This window comes from Clostridium sp. RTP31139st1_H3_RTP31139_211217 (assembly GCF_040227035.1).
GTDB lineage: Bacteria > Bacillota > Clostridia > Clostridiales > Clostridiaceae > Clostridium > Clostridium saudiense.
On the sequence record NZ_JBCOAB010000015.1, the window covers coordinates 47,481 to 70,355 of the forward strand.

A 22,875-nucleotide genomic window follows, 5' to 3' on the forward strand; every position below is an offset into this window, starting at 1 on the left:
TATTACCCCTCTTTTAAAACCTCTATTGCTTATTTATAACCATCCGTTTTTATAAATCAGTATCTCTTGGCTCCCTTTTTTCTTTCTTTGGAAATTCTAATTCGAATTTCTCTAACTCCTCATCAGTAACATTAAATAAAGAATCAAAATTATAAACTCCACTATGCTTTGATAAATAACCTTTTTCTAATTCCATTGCCATAAAAAATTCTGCCTTATCCTCTACAGACATTCCTGGCAAAGTAACTCCATACTTATATGCCCCTTCAAATCCTAATGGATTATAAAACTTATCATTTCCAGTAATAAGAACTGCCTTATACCCTAGTTCTTTTGCCCTATTTATTGATATTTCAATTATCTTCTTCCCTATACCTCTTTTTTGATATTCAGGATGTACACTAATTGGTCCAAAGGCAATTACATCATTAAGCATTTCACCCTTCTCATTAAACATCTTTGTATAAACAATATTAGCTATAATTTTCTTATCTACTACAAAAACATAATCTAAATCACTAATAAATGATTTTGCATTTCTCAATTTATGCAATACTAAATGTTCACTACATCCTGGTCGATATACATCCCAAAATGCTTCTCTTGTTAGATTTTCTACTTCTCTATAATCATCTTTTTGCTCTAATCTTACTACTAATTGCTCTAACCTAATTTCCATAACTGCTCTCCTTTTATTTTAACTCACAATAGATTGATTTAAATATTAATCTATCCCTTCTAGAGGTACTTTTGTATCATTTAATTAATATAAGTTAACCTATTATAAAAAATTGTTTTTTACATTATACATTATTTTCATATAACATTAAACATTCTAACTAAAATGGTACTTTAGTATAAATTTATAGATACATTCAAAAGGAAAAACTAAATATCACTATACTACATTGCTAGCATTTAAATTTTTATTAATACCTATTTCGAGAATATTGCAAATCCATATGATACTATCCAACTTGTCCCTATTATAAGTACAACTAGTAATAATAATACACTTTTATTTTCAGGATTAGATTTTTTTAAGTTCTTTCTTTGCTCTCTTACTATTAGGAAATTTATAATCATCCCACATAAAATTACAATAAGAAATAAAATTCTAACATAAGACATTGATATTCTATCAGCATATCCTAAAATATTAATTATTGTACTACACACCATTAATACTAATTCTATTGCACTAATAACTTTTAATGATTTCAAAATAACCCCTCCCTTTTTACTCCTTATCTTTGTTTTGATATATTTTTTTATGTTGAATATAAGCATTTATAAAAGATAAAATAACTACAACTATGTCTAATAAAATCAAAGCAAATGTCCTTTTACTAAAAATATTTATTATACAAGTTATAAAAAAAAGCACCCCAGAAATTATCCACAAATTCCTAGTTAATTTGTAATTCATAATATATACCCCCATAATATAATTCACTTAATAAATGATATAGATATTCTTATAAATAATTATACATTAATATTTTGTAAAAATATAACTTAATTTTAATTTATATTTATAACAACTAAATTTACCCTTACCTATTTATAAAAATAACTGCAAAACTTAAAGTTTCACAGTTACTATTTTTTCTTTATTATTTATATAAATACTTTATATTATTTAGTATTGATACCTTTTATCCATAACATCTCCTTTTTATAATTCTCTATAATATGGACAAATATCTTCATAATGTCCATCCTCCATTAAGAATCCCTCCGGTATAACCCCCAATTGTTTAAATCCTAAACGTTCATATAAATTTCTTGCATGTATATTACTTGCCACTACCGCATTAAATCGAATTATTCTAAAGCCATATTTTTTTCCTTGTTCTAAAGAATCAATTACAAGTTTTTCATCAATATGTAGGCCCCTACAGTCTTTTTTTACAGCATAACTTGAATTACATATATGACCACATCTTCCTACATTATTAGCATGTAAAATATATAATCCTAACACTTCTGACTTTTCTTCATCAATTGCAATTGCCGTATATGTTTATTCATCAAAAAAATTCTTTGCTGAATTCAATGATAAAGTCTCCATCTGAGGAAATGCTATTCCTGTTTCAACTACTTCATTCCATATTTTAATCATTTCCTCTAAGTATTTTTCTTCATATTTTCTAACAATTATATTCATTATATTTTTCCTCTTTCTTCTTTATATTTACTAATGTAATACCTTTTATTTCAAATCTTTAATTACATACTTTTTAAACTCTTCTATAGTTTTCGAGTAATATGAATTTCTATTCCATCCCATATAAATATTCTTACGTCCAATATAATCCTTTATTTTTATAATAGATAGCTTATTAGTATTTATCATTGGTGTATTTAAAATTATTGCAATTCCTGCTCCTGCAGCAACTAAACTTGCAAGCATAGTTGCTTCTGTTGGCTCAACTGCTATTTTAGGTGTATATCCTATAAGTTCTGAATAAGATATTTTTTTCTCATTATTCCTATCATTATAAGCTATAAAATACTCATCTTTTAACTCTTTCAGCTCAACTTCCTCTCTATTTGCTAAATGATGATTTTTAGGTACTATTAAAACATACTCCTCTTTCTTAACTAATATTGTTTCTATTTCTGAATACTTATCAATCTTTTCAATACTATCAAAAAACCCCAAATCTACTCTTTCATACTTTAAATCTTTAAAAATTTCTTCTGTACTTTGATTATTAAAATTAAATCTTGTTTGAATATGTGAATTTATAAAATTACTTATTAAAAATGGAATAAATGTAGCTCCTATACAATAAGTTGATGCTATTGAAATAATATTATCATTATTTGTTTTCATATCATGTATTTTCTCTATGCCTTTTTCAATATCATTTAATGCTGATTCTGCATATTTTAAAAATACTTCTCCATATTTAGTTATTTTTATATTACGACCTTCTCTTTCAAATAGTTGTACATCTAATTCTTCTTCTAATTTTGAAATTGCTTTACTTAAAGCAGGCTGAGTTATTGATAATATATTTGATGCTGTAGTAAAATTCTTTGTTTGTGAAATCACTTTAAAATATTGTAATTGTTGTAAATTCATTTTTATATCTCCTACTGATTTTTATCTAATTTGTTAAAGGAATATAACTTAAATTTATAATACTCTTAATTCCATTAATATAACTACTACATATTGTGTAAATTAATCTAAAACTTTATTTTAATTTATATATATATCCTTAACTTCAAAACAAATCTATAACTTTTAGTTATACATTTATGAATATATTGAATTAGACCTACTCTAATAAATAGTGCTATAATATCAATATTGATTCATTACTTTTTATTAACTAATGGATTAATTATAAATTTTATGAATATAAAAGTCAAAAAATACTAACTATAAAAATATAAAAGAGGAGTGTGTTTATATGTTTAAAGTAGATAGAGAAAAATGTATCGCTTGTAGACAATGTATTCAAGATTGTCCTACACGTGTTATTTCATTAAAAGATGGTAAAGCTGATATAAATAATGAAGGTTGTATAAAATGTGCTCACTGTGTTGCAGTCTGTCCTGTAGATGCTGTTTCAACTGATGATTATAATATGTCTGAAGTAAAACCTTATAATAAAGAAACTTTCACTGTAGAAGCTGAAAATCTTTTAAACTTTATTAAATTTAGAAGAAGTGTTAGACGATTTAAAAATATTCCAGTAGAAAAGGAAAAACTAAAACAAATTATTGAAGCTGGAAGGTTCACTCAAACCTCTACTAATAGCCAAGATGTTTCTTATACTGTAGTTACAGATAAATTACATGAACTTAGAGAATTAGCTTATGAAAGCTTAAAGAAAAAAGGAGAATATATATTAGCTAACTTAACTCCTGAAACTGAGCATTTAAAAAGATATGCAAATATGTGGATTCATAGTTATAATCAATTCAAAGAAGATCCTTTAAAAAATGATAGAATATTTTTTAATGCACCATCAGTAATATTTGTTACTACTCCAAATCCTATTAATGGTGGATTAGCTTCTTCTAATATGGAGCTTATGACAGATGCTTTAGGACTTGGTACTTTCTTTAGTGGATTTTTATTAATTGCATCTAAAGACAATAAAGAAATTTTAGATTTACTTGGAATTAAGGATGGTAATACAATAGTTTCTTGCTTAGTTATTGGATATCCAGATGTTAGATATAAGAGAACTGTTCCTAGAAAAGAAGCTAATGTAAATTGGATTTAAAAACTTCGCCATATTAATATTAACGTTTTTATATATAAAAAGCATCATATTTAGTTTATGATGCTTTTTACATATACTTTTATTTCATATTAATTTAAACCTTTTATATTAAAATTAATATTATTTACTTATCTTCTCTAACTAAATAATCATTTCCATCCATATCTTTAAATTTAAACATACTTCCATATGGCATTTTCATAATTTCCCCAACTTCTACTTCATTTGTTTTCATTTCATTATAAGTAGATTCAATATCATCAGTACTTAAAATTATATTTGGATGACCTACATTTGCTTGTGGATTTTGAGCTAACATTAAGTTCTTTTCATATATTACAAAAGTAGTAAATGAATCTTCACTTGGTCCAACTTCTAACCATTTCATATTTGGCCCCATTGGTTGTTCAAGTTTTACAACAAAATTCATTTTCTTAGTCCAAAACTCTTTAGCTTCTTCTTGATTATTTACGTATATTGTTATTTTTCCAATTTTATTCATCATTTGATTTCCTCCAGATTTTTGTATAAGTTAAACTATACTCTAATATTTATGTTTTAACCAGTAATTAATTTACAATACATTTTACTTTTACCATGAAAGCTTTCCTGTTTTTACTGCATCTTCATATATTGAAATTTTATAATTAAGTCTATCTAAAGTTTCATCTATTTTCTTTTTTTGTTCTAAAAGTGATTGTCTTTGTTCTAATAATAACTGCAATCTTGCTGGTATTGTTGAATCTCCCTCTTGATATAATCTTACATATTCAATCATTGCTTCAACTGGAAGCCCTGCACTTCTCATACATTTAGCAAGGCCAACCCATCCTAAATCACTATCTTGATAATCTCTAATACCACTTGCTGTACGAGTTACTGGTGGAATCATTCCTACTCTCTCATAATATCTTAATGTATCTGCTGAAATATCGTATTTTTTACTAACCTCTGCAATTGTCATACTACTAACCTCAACTTCCTTTTAAGTATTTAATTAACTTTATCTATTTCCCTATAAAATATTATATTTCATTTTTCTTAATAATTTAATAATACCCCTTGGAGTTAACTCCAAGTCAATATTTTTTGTAAATTTCTAGCCTAAAATGAAAAGTTAAATTCTTGATTTTAATACTAAATTCACTTTTTTAAAAACTTATTCTTCGACTACTAAAATATTATACCGCATTAATAATTATTGAATTTTTCTATTAAGAAGTAAAAAAAGCAGTAGACAATTAAAAAATATCTACCACTTCATATTTATTATAATTAATTTTCTTTAAACATACTAACTTTACATTCTTCTAATAATTCATTTGTATTACTATCTTTCATAGTAATTGAACATTCTAAATTAACTAACTGATCAACATTAGTATTAAATATCATTTTATCAAACACTCTTGTTTCTGCTGAAATATTGCAGTTAAATACTGGTTCTGTGCTTCTTCCATCAACTATAACTTCTTTACTTTCTACTACAACATTTTTGTCAGTTTTATTTTCAATACATAAATTTAAATTTAAAGAATCATCTTCATTTCTGCTTATTCTAATAAAATACATCTTAATTTTATCAGTATTAACTATTATGTCTCCATCAACATCATCACTAACATTTTCAACAACTACTGAAGCATCTGATGCAACCTCTTCATTGCTTTCTTCATTAGTAACTTCAGTTTCCTCTATCTTTTCCTCTTCTTTTACTATAGGTTTAAGTCCAGTAAACTTTTGAATAGCTTCATCATCACTTAATACTTCTTTTACTTTGTTTAATTTACCATTACACTTATTATATGCTAAATTTAAAGTATCCCATGCACTTTCATTTTCAGCATATAAATCAAGTGAATTATTAAATAACACCACTAAAGCCTCTAATGAATATGGGAATGTCTTATCTTTTTCTTTTGTAGCACTAGCAATAGTATATTCATTATCATAATATTCTTCTAATGATTTGTTTAAATTTTTTAATGCCTCTTCTAATTCTTGTCTTGCTTCATTAAGATATTTTACCTCTAATTTATCTTTGCTATATATATCTAACATACTTTCATCTACTAAATATTTTGAAGCTAAATCTTCTACTTCACCTAATAAATCACTAGTCACTCCATAATATTCTGGAACTTTATGTTCAACTTTTTCTACGTTATTTTTCTTTTTATTAAATATATCAAATATCCCCATCCTAGTACTCCTTTACATACAAATGATTTTCTACTGTATTTTTATTAAACATATATATTTAAAACTATACTATATTAATCATAATTTTCAAGTAATTATTTAAAATAACTTTTAAATGAATATGTTTATTTACCTCTAATTCAAATATATTATTTAACAATTAAATAATATAGCCATAAATATTGGATGTTTAAACATTCAATATTTATGGCTTTATTTTACCCTTGAATATTATTATGTTGGCTTTCTTCTTTTACTAACTCTTTAAATTCCATGTCATATAGCTTATCTTGTAATTCTTGAATTTTATTATCTAATTCCTGTACTTTTTCCTTTGCATGGAGCATTTTCATATCTACTTTCCAATCATCTCTTTCTCGCTTATAGTATTTTATCTCTTCCCTTAGCTTTTCAATTTCTGATAGCATATTTACACTTCCTTACAACATTTCATGTACTACTTTTTTAAGCACACTTACTAAATTTATGCTCTTATTATAAGGTATGCGTAAATACAAAATTTATATTCTAAATTTAGCCACTCATCTATAATAATTACTTCACACTACCTCTACAGTTTTATCTATATTAAACATGGATTATAACTTTCTTAGTTATGCAACAGCACTTCTTAATAACCAAATTTTATACATGTTGAACTCCTATTTTATTGCATCTTTCATTTCTTTCACATAATTAAATAATTCATCATGCGCATTGTCCCCATATTTTGCAATTATCTTAACAATTGCACTTCCAACAATAACTCCATCTGCTACTTCTGCCATTTGCCTTGCTTGTTTTGAATTATTAATTCCAAAACCTATAGCACAAGGAATATCAGTAACTTCCTTAATTGATTTTACTATACTTGATATATCTGTTTTTATTTCATTCCTAACACCCGTAACCCCCATAGAAGAAACTACATAAATAAATCCTTTAGCCTCACTTGCTATTTTTTTTATTCTATTTTCTGAAGTAGGTGCAATTAAAGAAATAATATCAACATCAAATTTATTTGCTATATCTTCAATTTCATGTTTTTCTTCATAAGGTACATCTGGAATAATAATTCCATCAATTCCAACTTCTTTACATTCTTCAAAGAATTTTTCATACCCATACTTATAAACCGGATTAATATAAGTTAAAAATACTAATGGAATATTACTTTTTTCTCTTACCTTTTTTACAATTTCAAAAACTCCACTAGTTGTCATTCCACCTTTTAATGCTCTAATATTAGCTTCTTGAATTACTATACCTTCAGCTGTTGGATCTGAAAAAGGTATTCCTATTTCAATTAAATCAGCCCCTGCTCTTTCCATTTCTAAAATATATTCTACAGTCTTATCTGCCCCTGGATCACCTGCAGTTAAAAAACCTATAAATGCCTTTTTACTTTCAAATGCTTTATATATTTTACTCATAAATTTCTTCCCCCTTATATCTAGCTATTGCTGCAACATCTTTATCTCCTCTTCCTGAAAGATTAATAATAATATTTTCATCAGAGCTAAAATTCTTTGCTATTTTCATAGCATAAGCTACAGCATGTGCACTTTCTATTGCACAAATAATCCCTTCTGTTCTTGCTAAATACTCAAAGGCTTCAACTGCTTCATCATCAGTTATAGGTACATACTTAGCTCTTTTTATATCATTTAAATATGCATGTTCAGGTCCAATCCCCGGATAATCTAAACCTGCGGATATTGAGTAAACTGGAGCAATTTGCCCAAATTCATCTTGGCAAAAATAAGACTTCATTCCATGAAATATACCTACTGTTCCATTAGCCATAGTTGCTGCATTTAATGCTGTATCTACACCTTTTCCTGCAGCTTCACATCCAATAAGCTGTACATCTTTATCTTCTATAAAGTTATAAAAAGCTCCAATTGCATTACTTCCACCACCAACACAAGCAATAACTGCACTAGGTAGCTTTCCTTCTACCTTTAATATTTGTTCCCTTGCTTCTTTACTTATAACACTTTGAAAATCCCTTACTATTGTAGGAAATGGATGCGGTCCCATTACTGATCCTAAAACATAATGAGTATCAGAAATTCTACTTACCCATTCCCTCATAGTTTCATTAACAGCATCCTTTAAAGTCATTGTTCCACTAGTTACAGAATGAACCTTTGCCCCTAAAAGCTTCATTCTATACACATTTAAGGCTTGTCTATCTGTATCTTCCTTCCCCATGAATATTTCACACTTTAACCCTAAAAGGGCTGCTGCAGTAGCTGTTGCTACACCATGTTGCCCTGCTCCTGTTTCTGCAATTATTCTTGTTTTACCTAATTTTTTAGCTAACAAAGCTTGTCCAAGAACATTATTTATTTTGTGAGAGCCTGTATGATTTAAATCCTCCCTTTTTAAATAAATCTTTGCTCCTCCAAGATCTTTACTCATTTTTTCTGCATAATACAATAATTATGGTCGCCCAGCATATTCATTAAGTAATTTATTTAATTCCTCATTAAATTCTTTATCCTTTTTATAAAATTCATATTTTTCTTCAAGATTAATAAGTTCATTCATTAATGTTTCTGCTATATACTGTCCTCCGTAAATTCCAAATCTCCCTTTACTCATAAAATTACCTACCTTCCTACAATCTTTATTACTTCCTTCATTTTTTCAAAATCCTTAACTCCATTAGTTTCAATGCCACTGCTAATATCTATAGCCATTGGTTTTACCTTTAAAATAGCTTCATTTATATTTTCTAAATTTAATCCACCAGCAAGGAAAAATGGTCTATTAAGATTTTTTATATTATTCCAATTAAATGTCTTTCCTGTCCCTTGTCCATTATCTAACAATAAATAATCTGCACAAGAATCCTTCCATACTTCAATATCTTCAAAGCAGTTTACCTTTATTGCTTTTATAACTTCTTTTGTACTCCTTTCTTTTATAGTTTTTATATACTCCTCACTTTCATTTCCATGAAGTTGAACTATATCAATAATATTTTTATCTATTATCTCTAATACTTTTTCAATATCTTCATTAACAAAAACTCCAACAGCCTTAATATTAGTATTTAATTTACTTTTTAATTTTATTGCTTGTTTTATACTAACTTGTCTTTTACTTTTAGCAAATACAAAGCCTATATAATCTGGATTTAACTCATTTACATATTCAATATCTTTTTCTCTAAACAACCCACAAAATTTTATTTTTACTTTACTCATATTTGTATCCTCTTAAATACTCTAAGGCTGTCTTTTTATCCTTACTTCTCATAAGAGTTTCACCTATTAATACTGCATTTACATTAGCTTTTCTTAACTTTTCTATATCCTCCGAAGTTTTTATTCCACTTTCAGCTATAAAAATAATATCTTCTGGTACTAGCTTTCTTAAATTTATAGAATTATTTATATTAACAGTAAAATCCTTAAGATTTCTATTATTTACTCCTATAATTCTTGCTCTAGCTCTTAAAGCCATTTTAATTTCATCTTCATCATGAGCCTCCACTAATGCTGATAATCCTAAGCTATCTGCTATTTTTATATACTTTTTTAAAGTATCTTCATTTAATATTGAACAAATAAGTAATACTGCACTTGCTCCTAAGATTTTAGCTTCATATATCATATATTCATCTATTACAAAATCTTTTCTTAATACAGGAATTTTTACTTCACTGGCTATTTCTTTCAAGAACTTATCTTCACCTTTAAAGAAATATGGCTCTGTTAAGACTGATATTGCATTTGCTCCGCTTTTTTCATAATCCTTTGCTATTTGTAAATAAGGAAATTCTTCTGCTATTATTCCCTTTGATGGTGATGCTTTTTTAACTTCACAAATAAATGATATTTCTTTACTTTTTAATACTTTTTCAAAGTAAAATTGCTGTTCAACTATTGATAGTGCTTCCTTTTTTACTAAATCAAAAGGCTTTTCCTTTTTCTTCTGTTCTAATCTAACCTTTGTCTTTTCAACTATTTCATCTAAAATCATTTAATCACCTACTCATTAGAAAACTTAATGAAATCTTCTAATTTCTTTTTAGCCTTTCCACTATCAATAATATCTTCTGCTAATCTAACACCATCTTTTATTGAATCAGCTTTTCCACCTAAATATAAAGCTGCTCCAGCATTTAAAACAACAGCATTTCTTTTAGCACCCTTTACTCCATTTAAAATAGAAAGAGTAATTTCTGCATTTTCATTAGGACTGCCTCCAACTAATTCTTCTTTATTACATCTTTCAAATCCAAAGTCCTCAGGACGTATTTTATAAGAATAAAATTTTCCATTCTTAATTTCACAAACTTTAGTAGCTGCACTCATAGATATTTCATCTAATTTATCTTCCCCATAAACTACTAATGCTCTTTTTACGCCTAAATTATCTAAGACTCTAGCTAAAGGTTCTACTAATTCTTCATCATAAACACCCATTAGCTCAATATTTGCTCCTGCAGGATTACTCAGTGGCCCTAACACATTAAATACAGTTCTTATTCCAAGCTCTTTTCTTACTGGTGCTACATACTTCATTGCAATATGATAATTTTGTGCAAATAAAAAACAAATACCTATTTTATTTAATAACTCAGTACTTTTTTCTGGCGAAATAGTTATATTTACTCCTAAAGCTTCTAATACATCCGCAGCCCCACACTTGCTACTTGCAGCTCTATTTCCATGCTTAGCAACTGGTACCCCTCCAGCTGCAATTACAATTGATGATGTAGTTGAAATATTAAATGAATTAGATCCATCTCCACCAGTTCCCACTATCTCTAGTACATCTTTATCATGTAAAAGCTTTATACAATGATTTCTCATTTCTTCTGCTGAAGCAGTGATTTCTCCAATAGTTTCACCTTTCATACTTAATGCAGTTAAATATGCACTTTTTTGAATATCACTTGCTTTCCCGCTCATAATTTCATTCATAACTTCCTTGGCCATGTTATAACCAATATCTTGCTTATTGCTTAGTTTAATAATTGCTTCTTTAATCATTTAAATTGCCCCCTCTTTTATTTTGCCTTTAAAGAACTTTTCATTTACGAATCTTTCTCTTTTAATTTGTGAACATCTCTAGTTAAATTTATGAATATTCCCTTAAGGCAAAGTACAATAAATTATTTTTAACTTAATAAATTATTTATTATTTTCAATCCATCCTTAGTTAATATTGATTCAGGATGAAACTGAACACCATATACTTTATTTTTCTTATCTTCAACTGCCATTACTTCATTATCATCAGTCATTGCTATTACTGATAACTCTAATGGTAAAGTATTTTTATCTACAGCTAAAGAGTGATATCTTCCAACCTTTATTTTTTCATTAAGCCCTCTAAACAACTTGCTATCATTATTCACATTAACTATGCTTGTCTTACCATGCATTAAGTTCTTAGCATAAGTAATTGTTGCTCCATAAGCCTCACATATTGCTTGATGACCTAAACATACCCCAAATATAGGTATCTTCCCTTTAAAATACTTAACTACATCAATACAAATTCCTGCATTCTTAGGTTTTCCTGGTCCTGGTGAAATAATTATTATTTCTGGATTCATTGCTTCAATTTCCTTAATACTCTTTTCATCATTTCTTATTACAGTAATATTAGAATCAATAGTTCCAATAAGCTGATAAAGGTTATAAGAAAAACTATCATAATTATCTATTAAAAGTATCATTATCTAATCCCACCCTTTGCAATATTTAATGCATTAATAACAGCCTTAGATTTATTTATACATTCCTCATATTCATTTTCTGGAACACTATCTGCAACAATACCAGCTCCTGATCTTACAAACACCTTTCCATTCTTTGCAAATGCAAGTCTTATTGAAATACACATATCTAAGTTTCCCGTAAAATCTATATATCCAATAGCTCCACCATATATTCCTCTTTTATTTCCTTCTAACTCATTTATTATTTCACAAGCCCTAAGTTTTGGTGCTCCTGATAATGTACCTGCTGGTAATATTGAATCTATTGCATCTAATGCATCCTTATCTGATCTTAATGTCCCAGATACTGTAGAACCTATATGCATTACATGAGAAAACTTTTCTATACTCATATATTTATCAACTTTTACTGAATTAATTTCACTTATTTTACCTATATCATTCCTACCTAAGTCAACAAGCATATTATGTTCTGCTAATTCCTTTTCATCAGCTAAAAGTTCTTTTTCTAACTCCAAATCTTCCTCTTCATCTTTTCCCCTTTTTCTAGTTCCAGCTAGTGGGAAAGTATATAACTTATTATTTTCAAGTTTTACTAAAGTTTCTGGTGAAGCTCCTGATATCTCAATATCATTACTATAAAAATAAAACATATAAGGTGATGGATTAGTACTTCTTAAAACTCTATAAGCATCTAAAATACTTCCCTCTATTTCAGCTTCAATTTTATTTGATAATACTACTTGAAAAATATCACCCTCTTTTATATATTCCTTGGCCTTTACTACCATATTGCAATATTGCTCTTTAGAAAAATAACTTCTATAATCTGACTTTATCTTTAATGGTCTTTCTTCAGCTTTTTTACCATTAATAATCAAATCTGCCATTGCCTTTAATTCAATTTCTGCTTTTCTATAATTAACTTCTAAATTTTCAACCTTAATATTTACAATTAAGATTATTTTTTGCCTATAATTATCAAATGCTATTACTTTATCAAAAAGCATTAAATCTACATCATTAAACTTTTCTTCATCATTAGCATTTAAATTTAAGCTCTGCTCTCCATATTTTATATAATCATAAGAAAAATATCCTACAAGTCCTCCAGTAAATGTAGGCATTCCCGAAATCCTTGGACTTTTATTTTCTTTTAATATTTTTCTTATATATTCATTTGGATGCTTTACTTCTTCTTCAATAGTGGTCCCTGTAGTAATTTTTAGTTTATGATTGTAGCAAGTAAGTTCAAGCTTTAGGTCATATCCTAAAAAGGTGTATCTTCCCATTTTATTAGTACTATCAACACTTTCTAAAATAAAAACATTAGTACTGATTCCCTTTAAAATTTTTAAGGTTTCAATAGGAGTTTTTATATCCGAATATAACTCCATACTTATTGGTACAACTTTATAATCTTCATTCGTAGTAATTTTTTTTACTTCTTTTAAACTTGGATAAATCATCTTTTCCCTCCTAATGTACTATTAATAATTTAAAAATTTATAATAGTATACTTACTATTAAAGAACGTAAAAAATCCCGCCCAAGACAGTATAATTTACTGTCAAGGACGGGTAGAATATACTACACCCGCGGTGCCACCTTGATTCACGAAATAATCGTACACTTTATCAGATACTAACATATCCTAGACAACTAACGTATGTCAAACGTCATAGAATACTAGGAGTAAAACTCTTTTCACTATGCCCTCAGTGGTCCATTTAATAGGCTGCGTTCTGCTTGGCTCTCATCTTTCCAAACTCTCTGTTAGTGCACGATCTATTTTTATCTCCACTTCAACGGTTTAATCTTTTACTAATTTTAACATTTTTAATAAAATATTTCAATTAGTTTTGATAAAAATATTTTCGCTTAATTTAAGCACATGTATTTACTTCTTTTTCTTTTTTTTCATAGTAATTTAAAATATTTATTATAAAATTTCTTGTGTCCATATCTAGTTTTCGTGTACTTGAAAGCTCGTTGACTGAAAAGTTTCTAGTATAAAAACTATATGCTAATTCAACTATAAATCTTGAAGTATTTATAATTCTTGTGTCATTTAATAATTCTTTAAATTTAATAGTAGTACCGTAAATATATTCTTTGGCAACACTATAAACTTCATCAATACTTAATAATTTTAATACTATATATAAATCTTTATTTAATTTTCCCATAAAATTTTTAACTAACTCTATATAATTTCTTTCATGATAAGAATCTACAAATGCTATATTATTTTCCATAACTAATCACTCCTTATGTAAACATTATACTATATTAATTTGTCAATTTTGTTACAACAATCTTAATATTCTCTTAAAAACCTTTAATATATATATTCCTCCACCCCTTTTATTACAGTTTATATATTTATATTATATAGTATCGTATACTGCTTTGCAATTATTCTTCATATTATATTTTTGTTAAATAACTATAAACAAAATGAGCATATCTTTTTACAGATATGCTCATTTTTAATTACTTTTTATTCTCTTTTTTATTTTTTCTAAAAATCATATTTTTTAATTTGCCCCATCCATGCTTACTATCATTATTATCTATATCTTTACTTTTTATTGCAGGCTTTGCCTTAATAATTTCATCTCTTTCTATTTTTAAAGTACTATTTATATCTTCGTTTTTTATTTGCATTTTATTACTTTCAATGTAATTTACCTGACTATTTATATTTTTCTTAGCTACTTCCTTCTTCAAGATGTTACTATCTTCTTCAATAGTAGGCTTTGAAGTATTATCATAATTTAACTTTAATATAGAAATAGCACTTTCTAGCATATATAGTTTGTTATTATCACTAGAGTATAACCCCTCAACAAGTTTCCACTTAACCTCGTCTTTTTTCTTTACCCAAGCTTTAATATTTAGTGTATCTACACCATAAGCAATATCATTAATAGAAAATACTTCATCAAAGTTTTTATAAATAATATTATTTATTTTTTCTATAATATTAACTTTAATAATTGTTTCTAAAGAATTAAATATCTTTTTATTTCTCTTTAAAATATTATTCACACTTAAATCTACTTCTTGATTTAAGTCAAATTCTTTTTCATCAATTATCATTTTTAATAATTTACTTTCCTCATTTTCTGATATGTAAAATTCATTTATTATTTCACTCTTTTCAAGTAAATCATTTAATTTATCATAAAAATAGCTTAAGTATAACAACACAATTTTATCTTCATTAACTAATTCTTGCTCTATTTCACTTATCTCATCAATTATTTTATTTAATGTTATTATACATTCATAATTATTATTTTCTATAAAGGCTTTCTTTATTTTAATGAATAGACCTTTATTTTCAATATCATCCTCTTTTGTTATTTTATTTTCTATACTTTCAATTATATGCTCTACATTACTTATTGTATCTTCTTTTTGACCTTTGCTATTTTCTGTAATTACTTCTTCTGAACTTGTTAAAATTTCATCTTCCGTAATTATTTCTTGTTCTTTAATTTCCTCTTCTTTTAATTCCTCTACTGCTAAAGCTATTTCCTCTTCAACAATAATTTCATCAGCTATATTTTTAAACCCTAATTCAATTTCTTCTGAAATTTTTTCTAACCCTAATTGAACTTCTTCATCAATTTCTTCCATTGATATTCCGTTTGCTTTTTCTTTAGTTTCTTGAAGTTCTAAATCAACAACCTCTTCTTCTTGCTCTTTAATTTCTATACAAATTTCATCTTCTTCAAGATCATCTATAGACTCCTCTTCAACAACAAACTCTAAAATTGATTTATTCTTTTCTTCATCTTTTGTATCTTCTTTTTTCTCTTTAGAAAAATCTTCACTTAATGACTCTTGTCCACTTATTGTATATTCTTCTTTTACTTTTGTGTCATCAATAAATCTTATATCTATCTCATTAATATTATCTAAGCCAATACTACTTTCATCAATCTCTTCATTTGGATTAATATTTATATTTTTAACGTCAATATTGACAGCTTTTTTTAATATCTCTATATCTTTTTTTAATTTTTTTATTTCAGTATTGGCTAAAGCCAAGTTTATTTTTAACTTTTCTATTTCTTGTATATCTAAATGTTTTTCATCAATAGCTTTTCCCAATTTTTCATTCTCCTCTCGTGATGGATTTCAATTCTCCGTTTTATAGGCTATTTTAGCCTATTTTTCTCTTACCCAAAAACAAAGCCTTTTAAAGCTTTATTACTTGTGTCCACTGAACTTGAAATTAACTTAAGTACACTTGGTAAAAATATAGAAATTATAAATCCAATAGCACAAATTACAAATATATTATATTCCCTAGGTATTTGACCTGTATAAATTCTATAACCATGAATAGCACTAATTGCAATTGCTCCAATAATTATCATCTTTGATACTATCCAAGATGATACACTTAACACCTTACAAATTATACCTAATAATGTTAAAACAGCTATAATAGGAAGTGCTAAAATTTTTAAAGGTATTAATACTATACTAGTAACCCCTACTGACTTTTGTTTATTTGCAACTTTATTAATTCTTTTATTAACTCCATCCTTTACAGCTTGTCTTCCTATTTTGTCAGACTGTATTGCACTTTCATTTTGATAATTTTCACCTTGTCTATTATTTTTACTAAAGCCATCATTTTTACCGTTACTTGTATTACTTTTCTTAGTATTATTGTAACCTTTATTTCTTTCAGAATCATTATTTTTTTTCTTAATATTTTCTTTTTTATTTTTTATATTACTTTTCTTTTTATTTTTCTTGTTTTTAATAACTTTTCCTATAAAGTCATTTTCATATTCATCTTCACTATCAAATTCATCCTCATAGTCATTATTAAAAAACTCATTTACACTTTCAAATTCAACTTTAGATTTATATATAGGTACTTCGCTTTTTTTAGCACTTTCTTTAAGTACTTCCCTTTCTATTTCTTCTCTACTCATTATTATAGTAGTTGCATAGCTTTCATTTATATTTTGAGGTTCCTTTATATATATACTATCATTTATAGCTTTATCTTTATTTATATCTTTATCTTCATTTATACCTTTATCTTCATTTATACTTTTATTCGCATCTTCTACTATAGTATTACCTATTCCATTTTCAACTTTATCTTCTTTTATATAAAGTTTCATTCCATCATTTAAATTAACAATATTTTTTTCATCTGATGCTATATTACTAGTTTCAATATTGCTATTTTCACTAAAGTCTTCACCTAAAATTTCTTTACATTTTACCTTCGAATACTCTTCAAAGCTATCCTTAGGGCAATCCCCTATAATTTTATCTTCATCGTTAACATTTCTTGATTTTTCCTTCTCTTCTACTGATTTAAATAACTTACTTACTTCTTCATCAAATACACCTTCATTTTCTTCTATTGGCTGAATTATTTCTTTTTCCTCTACATTTAACGCAGCTAATGCCTCATCAAATAATTCTATAAATTTATTTAATCTTTTTTCATCCTTAACTTCACTTTTAAAATAAGCAACTTGTTTTTCATAAGCTCTTTTAATTTCTTCTTTTGAGGCATTTTCTTCAACACCTAATACTTTATAATAATTCACAAAATCGCCTCCTTATTGTCACATTACATATTATTTATTTAAATATATAAAAGCATATGCTGTCCTTATTACTGATTATATCAATTTTATAAAAAATAAAAAGGTGCAAATTATAATAAAAAATCAAATTCATTATAATTACACCTTTTGTTTTTATAGTATCAGTTATGGTTTTATTTAACTTATATTGATGCTAGTATAAGCATTATAATTTTTAAATATAAATATGCTATATTCTGGATTAATTTCACTATATCAACATTTATTTTACAATATATTTATCTTTTCTTTAATTTTCTTTATTTTTCATCCTTTTATACATAAATAAGGTAAATATATTGCAATTTTTTAACAATATAACTATAATATAATTATTAACAAATAATAATTATTTTTTATTTCTATAATATATTTATTAATAATACAAATACTATATGTAAAAATTAAATGAGGTGAAATTATGAGTAAAATATCAATAATTGGAGCAGGTGCTATTGGTGCAACTACTGCATTTGCATTGCTACAAAGAGGAATTGCAAGAGAAATAGTAATAAATGATATAAATCAAGAAAAAGCATTAGGTGAAGTTATGGACTTAATGCATGGAAGCTCATTATGCCGTCCATGTAATGTTACTTTAGGAACTTTAGAAGATACAAAAAATTCGGATATAATTATAATTACTGCTGGCTCACCACAAAAACCTGGTGAAACAAGATTAGACTTAGTAGATAAAAACTACGCAATATTTAAAAGCTTCATTCCTAGACTTGCTGAATTAAGCCCTAATTCAATTTTATTAGTTGTTTCTAACCCAGTTGATATACTTGCATATATGACATATAAATTATCAGGATTCCCAAAAGAAAGAGTTATAGGTTCTGGAACTGTTTTAGATACTGCAAGACTTAGAAGTTTATTAGGTAAGTATTTTGGTATAGATGGAAGAAATGTTGAAGGATATGTTCTTGGAGAACATGGTGATAGTGAATTTGTAACTTGGTCTTCATTAATGGTAGGAAGTATTCCTGTTAAAAGCTTCTCTGAACAAAATTCAATAACATGGGATGAAGGAAATGAAACTGTTATTGCAGAAGATGTTAAAAACTGTGCTTATGAAGTTATAAAGAGAAAAGGTGCAACAGCATTTTCAGTTGCAATTGCATTAACAAGAATTGTTGAAGCTATTATCAGAGACGAAAAAAGTATTTTAACTGTTTCAACACTTTTAAATGACTACTATGGAGTTAGTGATGCTTACTTAAGTGTTCCAACTATCCTTGGTAAAAACGGTATTGAAAAAGTATTAAACATTCAATTATCTAAAGAAGAGCAAGAAAAATTTGTTTCATCAGCAAACTTAATGAAGCAATACATTGATAGAATTAACGATAAATAAAATTACAGTAATATAAAAATAGCCATGAAATTAATAAATATTATTAATTTCATGGTCCTATTTCTTACTTTATAATACTCTTCTAGCTCTTGTAGCTGAATCCCAACGTACATCTGTTATTCTAACAGTTTTACCTGTGTTAGGTGATTCAATCCATTGTCCATTTCCTATATACATAGCAACATGTCCAAGATTGCTATCGAATAATAAATCTCCTGGTTGTATATTATTTATAGATACTTCAACACCAGCATTTATTTGATCATAAGTGCTTCTTCCAATATTAATATTTGCCTTAGCAAATGCCCATTGCATAAGCCCAGAACAATCAAAAGCTCTTAATCCACTATCTACATACTGCTCTAATGCATCATATTTTCCTTGTGCTGCGTAACTAGGAAATCTTCCTTTTAAACTATCAATTGAAGCTCTAGTAACTAACTCACCAGCTGCACCATAAGCATAAGGTGAACCTATTTGTGATTTTAAAGCTTCTAAAACTATTTCATATGAACTAGATACAGATTCTGTACTACCAGTACTTCCTGTATTTCCACCATTATTTGTAGTTCCAGTTGTTATCTTAACATAATCAGCACTTACGTAACCTGTAGATCCATTAAAGTTAATTTTATACCAATTTCCTTCTTTTCCTGTTATAGTTACAGTTTGATTATTTAAAAGGTATCCTAAAACTAATGAATTTGATGAAGCTTCTTTTCTTACTCTAAGATTTGAAGAAACATTTACTACTACTCCAGTTTCATTCATAGCTTCACTTGATGAAGAATTTCCATTTGAAACTGAACCATTGCTTGTACTATTATTATCACTACCAGAAGATGGTTTATTTTCAGTTATATAATCCTTATGAACATAAGCTGTTGATGAATTATAAGTTATCTTATACCAACTTCCACTTTCTCCTATAATATTAACAGAATTTCCTGAATATAAAGTACCTAAAATAGTAGAACTTGTTGATGCAGCACTTCTTACATTTAATCCACCACTACTTACATTATACACATATCCCGTTTTATTAATTACATTTTCAGAAGAATTATTGCTTTCGTTACTTGCATTATTACCGTTATTTGTACTATTATTATTTGTACTTCCATTTGTAGTATTATTTGAGCTTCCATCAACTAATATATAGTCTTTATGAACATATCCATAACCACTATTATATTTAATCTTGTACCAGCTTCCTTCCACTCCAACTATACTTACTGAAGTGTTATTAGTTATATATCCTAATACTGATGCACTCGTTGAGGCTCCACTTCTTACTCTTAAATTTGAAGTTACATTAACTACCTTTCCAGTTGATGAAACTGTTGAAGATTCTGTAATTTCCTTAACATAATCTCCATGAACAAATCCACTTCCACCATTATATTTAATTTCATACCAACTACCACTTTTTGAAATAATGTCAAATGTAGCACCATTTCTTAATGTTCCAAGTACCGTTGAATTTGTATTAGCAGCTGATCTAACTCTTAAAGTTGAAGTTACATTAACTACTTGTCCTTTACTTACAGATGCCACGGCAACCCCACTATTATTAACAGTAGTTGCATTTACAGGTATAGTTTTAGCACTTAACATAGCTCCTACAACACCCGAAACAGCAATTATTTTTTTTAGCTTTTTCTTCTGCATTCTATTTTTCACATCCCCACCTATTAAAATATATATTTAGACATAATAAATTATATATTTTAATCAATGATTTTTCCATATATTTTACTACTTTTCTCATAAAATTCATTATTAAGATTAAATTTGTCATTTTAGCATTATTTTTTTATAAATTTAAAATATTCTATAGATTAAAATTGTGATTTTATAATCATATTTCTGCACATAAACATCTTCAATTTATAAAATTACATTTTGTCATTTCTTCTATAAAATTATAAATTTACTTAAAACTCATATATATCTGAAAATTCAACAATGCACCTTTCAATTTTAGTTGTTTTAACCATTTTTTTATGTTCAGTTGAACAATCATTAACTGTTCTAATTGGGATAGAAAAAGTAAATTGTGTTCCTTGTCCAATTTCACTATTTACTTTTATTTCGCCCTCGTGCATTTCAACTAAAGACTTTACAAGAGCTAAACCAATTCCACTTCCCTCAGTCATTCTATTTAATTTATTATTAATTCTCTTAAATCTATTAAATATAATACCTATTTCTTCTTGTGAAATTCCAATTCCGTTATCTTTAATAGAAATTAATACATATCCATTATCAATCGATAAATTAACATCTATCTTTCCAACTTTAGTTTTATCCTTACTCGTATACTTAATTGCATTTGAAATTAAATTTAATACTATTCTTTCTATTTTTTCCTGATCACAAGCTAACATAACTTCTTCAACTTCAGTATCAAAAGTTATATCAATATTTTTTCCTTCAACATAATCAACTATAGATGCAACCATATCTTCAACTAAATAAACTATATTACAATTCGTCATATTTAAATTATAATAACCCATATCAAATTCACTAACATCTATGATATTAGTTACCAATCTCAATAATCTATATGAATTTTGTTTAATTGAATTTATATACTTCTCTAAATTAAAGTTATCGACATTTACAATTTGATTACTTTTAATTCCATGCCCTATTAATTGTACTGCAGAAAAAATTATATTTAATGGTGTTTTAAATTCATGAGACATATTTGTAAATAATTCATTTTTTATTAATTCTGCATGAAATGCTTCTTCATACTTTTTACTTTCTGATTCATATTTTTTTTCTTCAGTAATATCACTACCTGAACCTACAAAAATCCCCAAATCATAAACATATATGGCTTTCCAGTAAATAATTTTATACTCTCCATTTTTACATCTGCATCTATTTGTACCTTCACATAAATTGCCATTCATTTTGCTTGCCCTAGCCCTAGCAATAACTTCATCTTTTTCGTCAGGATGAAACAAATCTTGCCATGCTATATTTTTTAAATCATCCTCTGTCCAGCCTAAACACTTATGCCATTCCTGACTAAATCTAATTATTCTTCCGTTCTTATCTATAAATCCAAGCAAATCAGTAGTTGTGTTCAAAAGCACAGAGATTTTAGCTTCAGCTCTCTCATATTTATTAACTGCTAATTTCAAATCTCTATCTAGTTTATTTATTATATTATCATTTTTATCTTTATCATCATATTCATTTGGATTAAATCTGATCAAATAGGCTTCTTCATTATTCCATTTTGTTTTATATACTTTTCCAATAAAACTTTTAATACCTTTCTCTTTACTTCTAAAACTATATATATTATCATTCTCATTTAATAGTTTATATGAATCTTTAATATTACAAAACAATTTACTATTACACAATAAATCATCTTCTAGATTCATATCTATTACTTCTTCTTTTTTATAATTTAATTTTTCTGCAAATTTTATGTTGCAAAACTTAATTATTTTATTCTCATTAATAACAACAATATAGTCGCTTACATCCTCAAATATATTCTCCATTTTTTCCTCAATTTTTATACTTTTCTATATTTATTACATTTTTTGCCCCACATTCTTACTATTATATCCAAGTAATTCACATTTTTCAATATATAACTACATATAACATCAAAAGGGGCTGTCGCACTAAATAATTAGTGCGAGGCCCCTTTTGCAAAAAAAAAATAAATCCCAGACTCTATAAGCC

21 protein-coding genes and 2 pseudogenes are annotated in these 22,875 nt (G+C 26.7%); 2 read left to right on the top strand and 21 right to left on the bottom strand.

Annotated features, from left to right (window positions below):
- Positions 1 to 49: 49 nt before the first annotated feature.
- From ABUA17_RS08550 to ABUA17_RS08570, 5 genes and pseudogenes are all read right to left on the bottom strand, one after another.
- On the bottom strand, positions 50 to 679 hold the full coding sequence (locus ABUA17_RS08550; protein WP_042395478.1) for a GNAT family N-acetyltransferase: 630 nt from the start codon (positions 677 to 679) through the stop codon (positions 50 to 52).
- A gap of 257 nt (positions 680 to 936) precedes the next feature.
- Positions 937 to 1,224, bottom strand: a complete 288-nt coding sequence (locus tag ABUA17_RS08555) for a hypothetical protein (protein WP_042395476.1) — start codon at positions 1,222 to 1,224, stop codon at positions 937 to 939.
- Positions 1,225 to 1,240: 16 nt separating this feature from the next.
- Positions 1,241 to 1,429 (bottom strand): hypothetical protein, encoded by a 189-nt coding sequence (locus ABUA17_RS08560; protein WP_042395473.1) that lies wholly within the window; start codon positions 1,427 to 1,429, stop codon positions 1,241 to 1,243.
- A 249-nt stretch (positions 1,430 to 1,678) separates the two neighbouring features.
- Positions 1,679 to 2,170, bottom strand: a pseudogene (locus ABUA17_RS08565) (GNAT family N-acetyltransferase).
- Positions 2,171 to 2,215: 45 nt separating this feature from the next.
- On the bottom strand, positions 2,216 to 3,094 hold the full coding sequence (locus ABUA17_RS08570) for a LysR family transcriptional regulator (protein WP_055276599.1): 879 nt from the start codon (positions 3,092 to 3,094) through the stop codon (positions 2,216 to 2,218).
- A gap of 334 nt (positions 3,095 to 3,428) precedes the next feature.
- On the opposite strand from ABUA17_RS08570, the gene ABUA17_RS08575 reads away from it, so the two are divergent.
- Complete coding sequence (locus ABUA17_RS08575; protein ID WP_042395466.1) at positions 3,429 to 4,250, top strand: nitroreductase family protein; 822 nt, start codon at positions 3,429 to 3,431, stop codon at positions 4,248 to 4,250.
- A gap of 124 nt (positions 4,251 to 4,374) precedes the next feature.
- Here ABUA17_RS08575 and ABUA17_RS08580 read toward each other — a convergent pair whose 3' ends face one another.
- The 14 genes and pseudogenes from ABUA17_RS08580 to ABUA17_RS08645 form a co-directional block, all read right to left on the bottom strand.
- Complete coding sequence (locus ABUA17_RS08580; protein ID WP_195952688.1) at positions 4,375 to 4,755, bottom strand: VOC family protein; 381 nt, start codon at positions 4,753 to 4,755, stop codon at positions 4,375 to 4,377.
- 87 nt (positions 4,756 to 4,842) lie between these two features.
- Positions 4,843 to 5,214, bottom strand: a complete 372-nt coding sequence (locus ABUA17_RS08585) for a MerR family transcriptional regulator (RefSeq protein WP_042395462.1) — start codon at positions 5,212 to 5,214, stop codon at positions 4,843 to 4,845.
- Positions 5,215 to 5,525: 311 nt separating this feature from the next.
- Positions 5,526 to 6,452, bottom strand: coding sequence for a hypothetical protein (locus ABUA17_RS08590; RefSeq protein WP_195952689.1), 927 nt, complete (start codon positions 6,450 to 6,452; stop codon positions 5,526 to 5,528).
- Between the two features lie 218 nt (positions 6,453 to 6,670).
- Positions 6,671 to 6,880, bottom strand: coding sequence for a hypothetical protein (locus ABUA17_RS08595; RefSeq protein WP_042395459.1), 210 nt, complete (start codon positions 6,878 to 6,880; stop codon positions 6,671 to 6,673).
- 234 nt (positions 6,881 to 7,114) lie between these two features.
- On the bottom strand, positions 7,115 to 7,885 hold the full coding sequence (gene trpA / locus ABUA17_RS08600) for a tryptophan synthase subunit alpha (RefSeq protein ID WP_042395456.1): 771 nt from the start codon (positions 7,883 to 7,885) through the stop codon (positions 7,115 to 7,117).
- Positions 7,878 to 9,062 (bottom strand): annotated as a pseudogene (gene trpB, locus ABUA17_RS08605) (tryptophan synthase subunit beta). Before trpB ends, trpA begins: the two are co-directional and overlap by 8 nt.
- Positions 9,063 to 9,070: 8 nt before the next feature.
- On the bottom strand, positions 9,071 to 9,670 hold the full coding sequence (locus tag ABUA17_RS08610; RefSeq protein ID WP_042395452.1) for a phosphoribosylanthranilate isomerase: 600 nt from the start codon (positions 9,668 to 9,670) through the stop codon (positions 9,071 to 9,073).
- Positions 9,663 to 10,448 (bottom strand): indole-3-glycerol phosphate synthase TrpC, encoded by a 786-nt coding sequence (trpC, locus tag ABUA17_RS08615; RefSeq protein ID WP_055276595.1) that lies wholly within the window; start codon positions 10,446 to 10,448, stop codon positions 9,663 to 9,665. The genes ABUA17_RS08610 and trpC overlap by 8 nt, the downstream gene beginning before the upstream one ends.
- Positions 10,449 to 10,456: 8 nt before the next feature.
- Positions 10,457 to 11,464, bottom strand: coding sequence for an anthranilate phosphoribosyltransferase (trpD, locus tag ABUA17_RS08620; RefSeq protein WP_042395446.1), 1,008 nt, complete (start codon positions 11,462 to 11,464; stop codon positions 10,457 to 10,459).
- Positions 11,465 to 11,592: 128 nt separating this feature from the next.
- Complete coding sequence (locus ABUA17_RS08625) at positions 11,593 to 12,156, bottom strand: anthranilate synthase component II (RefSeq protein WP_042395442.1); 564 nt, start codon at positions 12,154 to 12,156, stop codon at positions 11,593 to 11,595.
- Complete coding sequence (gene trpE / locus ABUA17_RS08630; protein WP_288161229.1) at positions 12,156 to 13,628, bottom strand: anthranilate synthase component I; 1,473 nt, start codon at positions 13,626 to 13,628, stop codon at positions 12,156 to 12,158. The genes ABUA17_RS08625 and trpE overlap by 1 nt, the downstream gene beginning before the upstream one ends.
- A 417-nt stretch (positions 13,629 to 14,045) precedes the next feature.
- Complete coding sequence (locus tag ABUA17_RS08635; RefSeq protein ID WP_055292310.1) at positions 14,046 to 14,417, bottom strand: hypothetical protein; 372 nt, start codon at positions 14,415 to 14,417, stop codon at positions 14,046 to 14,048.
- Between the two features lie 238 nt (positions 14,418 to 14,655).
- Positions 14,656 to 16,284, bottom strand: a complete 1,629-nt coding sequence (locus ABUA17_RS08640) for a ring-infected erythrocyte surface antigen domain-containing protein (RefSeq protein WP_042395435.1) — start codon at positions 16,282 to 16,284, stop codon at positions 14,656 to 14,658.
- A gap of 68 nt (positions 16,285 to 16,352) precedes the next feature.
- A complete protein-coding gene (locus tag ABUA17_RS08645; protein WP_195952674.1) occupies positions 16,353 to 17,756 on the bottom strand; it encodes a J domain-containing protein in 1,404 nt (467 codons plus the stop codon).
- 460 nt (positions 17,757 to 18,216) lie between these two features.
- On the opposite strand from ABUA17_RS08645, the gene ABUA17_RS08650 reads away from it, so the two are divergent.
- A complete protein-coding gene (locus ABUA17_RS08650) occupies positions 18,217 to 19,155 on the top strand; it encodes an L-lactate dehydrogenase (protein WP_042395429.1) in 939 nt (312 codons plus the stop codon).
- A 69-nt stretch (positions 19,156 to 19,224) separates the two neighbouring features.
- On the opposite strand, the gene ABUA17_RS08655 is transcribed toward ABUA17_RS08650, so the two are convergent.
- Together ABUA17_RS08655 and ABUA17_RS08660 are read right to left on the bottom strand one after the other, a co-directional pair.
- Positions 19,225 to 20,838, bottom strand: a complete 1,614-nt coding sequence (locus ABUA17_RS08655; RefSeq protein ID WP_052330602.1) for a C40 family peptidase — start codon at positions 20,836 to 20,838, stop codon at positions 19,225 to 19,227.
- 254 nt (positions 20,839 to 21,092) lie between these two features.
- Positions 21,093 to 22,688, bottom strand: a complete 1,596-nt coding sequence (locus ABUA17_RS08660) for a sensor histidine kinase (RefSeq protein ID WP_052330601.1) — start codon at positions 22,686 to 22,688, stop codon at positions 21,093 to 21,095.
- Positions 22,689 to 22,875 lie beyond the last annotated feature (187 nt).

Excerpts from the sequence above, each read along its gene's own strand:
- ABUA17_RS08550 (WP_042395478.1), bottom strand. The coding sequence starts at position 679 with ATGGAAATTAGGTTAGAGCAATTAGTAGTAAGATTAGAGCAAAAAGAT.
- ABUA17_RS08560 (WP_042395473.1), bottom strand. The coding sequence starts at position 1,429 with ATGAATTACAAATTAACTAGGAATTTGTGGATAATTTCTGGGGTGCTT.
- ABUA17_RS08570 (WP_055276599.1), bottom strand. The coding sequence starts at position 3,094 with ATGAATTTACAACAATTACAATATTTTAAAGTGATTTCACAAACAAAG.
- ABUA17_RS08575 (WP_042395466.1), top strand. The coding sequence starts at position 3,429 with ATGTTTAAAGTAGATAGAGAAAAATGTATCGCTTGTAGACAATGTATT.
- ABUA17_RS08580 (WP_195952688.1), bottom strand. The coding sequence starts at position 4,755 with ATGATGAATAAAATTGGAAAAATAACAATATACGTAAATAATCAAGAA.
- ABUA17_RS08585 (WP_042395462.1), bottom strand. The coding sequence starts at position 5,214 with ATGACAATTGCAGAGGTTAGTAAAAAATACGATATTTCAGCAGATACA.
- ABUA17_RS08590 (WP_195952689.1), bottom strand. The coding sequence starts at position 6,452 with ATGGGGATATTTGATATATTTAATAAAAAGAAAAATAACGTAGAAAAA.
- ABUA17_RS08595 (WP_042395459.1), bottom strand. The coding sequence starts at position 6,880 with ATGCTATCAGAAATTGAAAAGCTAAGGGAAGAGATAAAATACTATAAG.
- trpA (WP_042395456.1), bottom strand. The coding sequence starts at position 7,885 with ATGAGTAAAATATATAAAGCATTTGAAAGTAAAAAGGCATTTATAGGT.
- ABUA17_RS08610 (WP_042395452.1), bottom strand. The coding sequence starts at position 9,670 with ATGAGTAAAGTAAAAATAAAATTTTGTGGGTTGTTTAGAGAAAAAGAT.
- trpC (WP_055276595.1), bottom strand. The coding sequence starts at position 10,448 with ATGATTTTAGATGAAATAGTTGAAAAGACAAAGGTTAGATTAGAACAG.
- trpD (WP_042395446.1), bottom strand. The coding sequence starts at position 11,464 with ATGATTAAAGAAGCAATTATTAAACTAAGCAATAAGCAAGATATTGGT.
- ABUA17_RS08625 (WP_042395442.1), bottom strand. The coding sequence starts at position 12,156 with ATGATACTTTTAATAGATAATTATGATAGTTTTTCTTATAACCTTTAT.
- trpE (WP_288161229.1), bottom strand. The coding sequence starts at position 13,628 with ATGATTTATCCAAGTTTAAAAGAAGTAAAAAAAATTACTACGAATGAA.
- ABUA17_RS08635 (WP_055292310.1), bottom strand. The coding sequence starts at position 14,417 with ATGGAAAATAATATAGCATTTGTAGATTCTTATCATGAAAGAAATTAT.
- ABUA17_RS08650 (WP_042395429.1), top strand. The coding sequence starts at position 18,217 with ATGAGTAAAATATCAATAATTGGAGCAGGTGCTATTGGTGCAACTACT.
- ABUA17_RS08660 (WP_052330601.1), bottom strand. The coding sequence starts at position 22,688 with ATGGAGAATATATTTGAGGATGTAAGCGACTATATTGTTGTTATTAAT.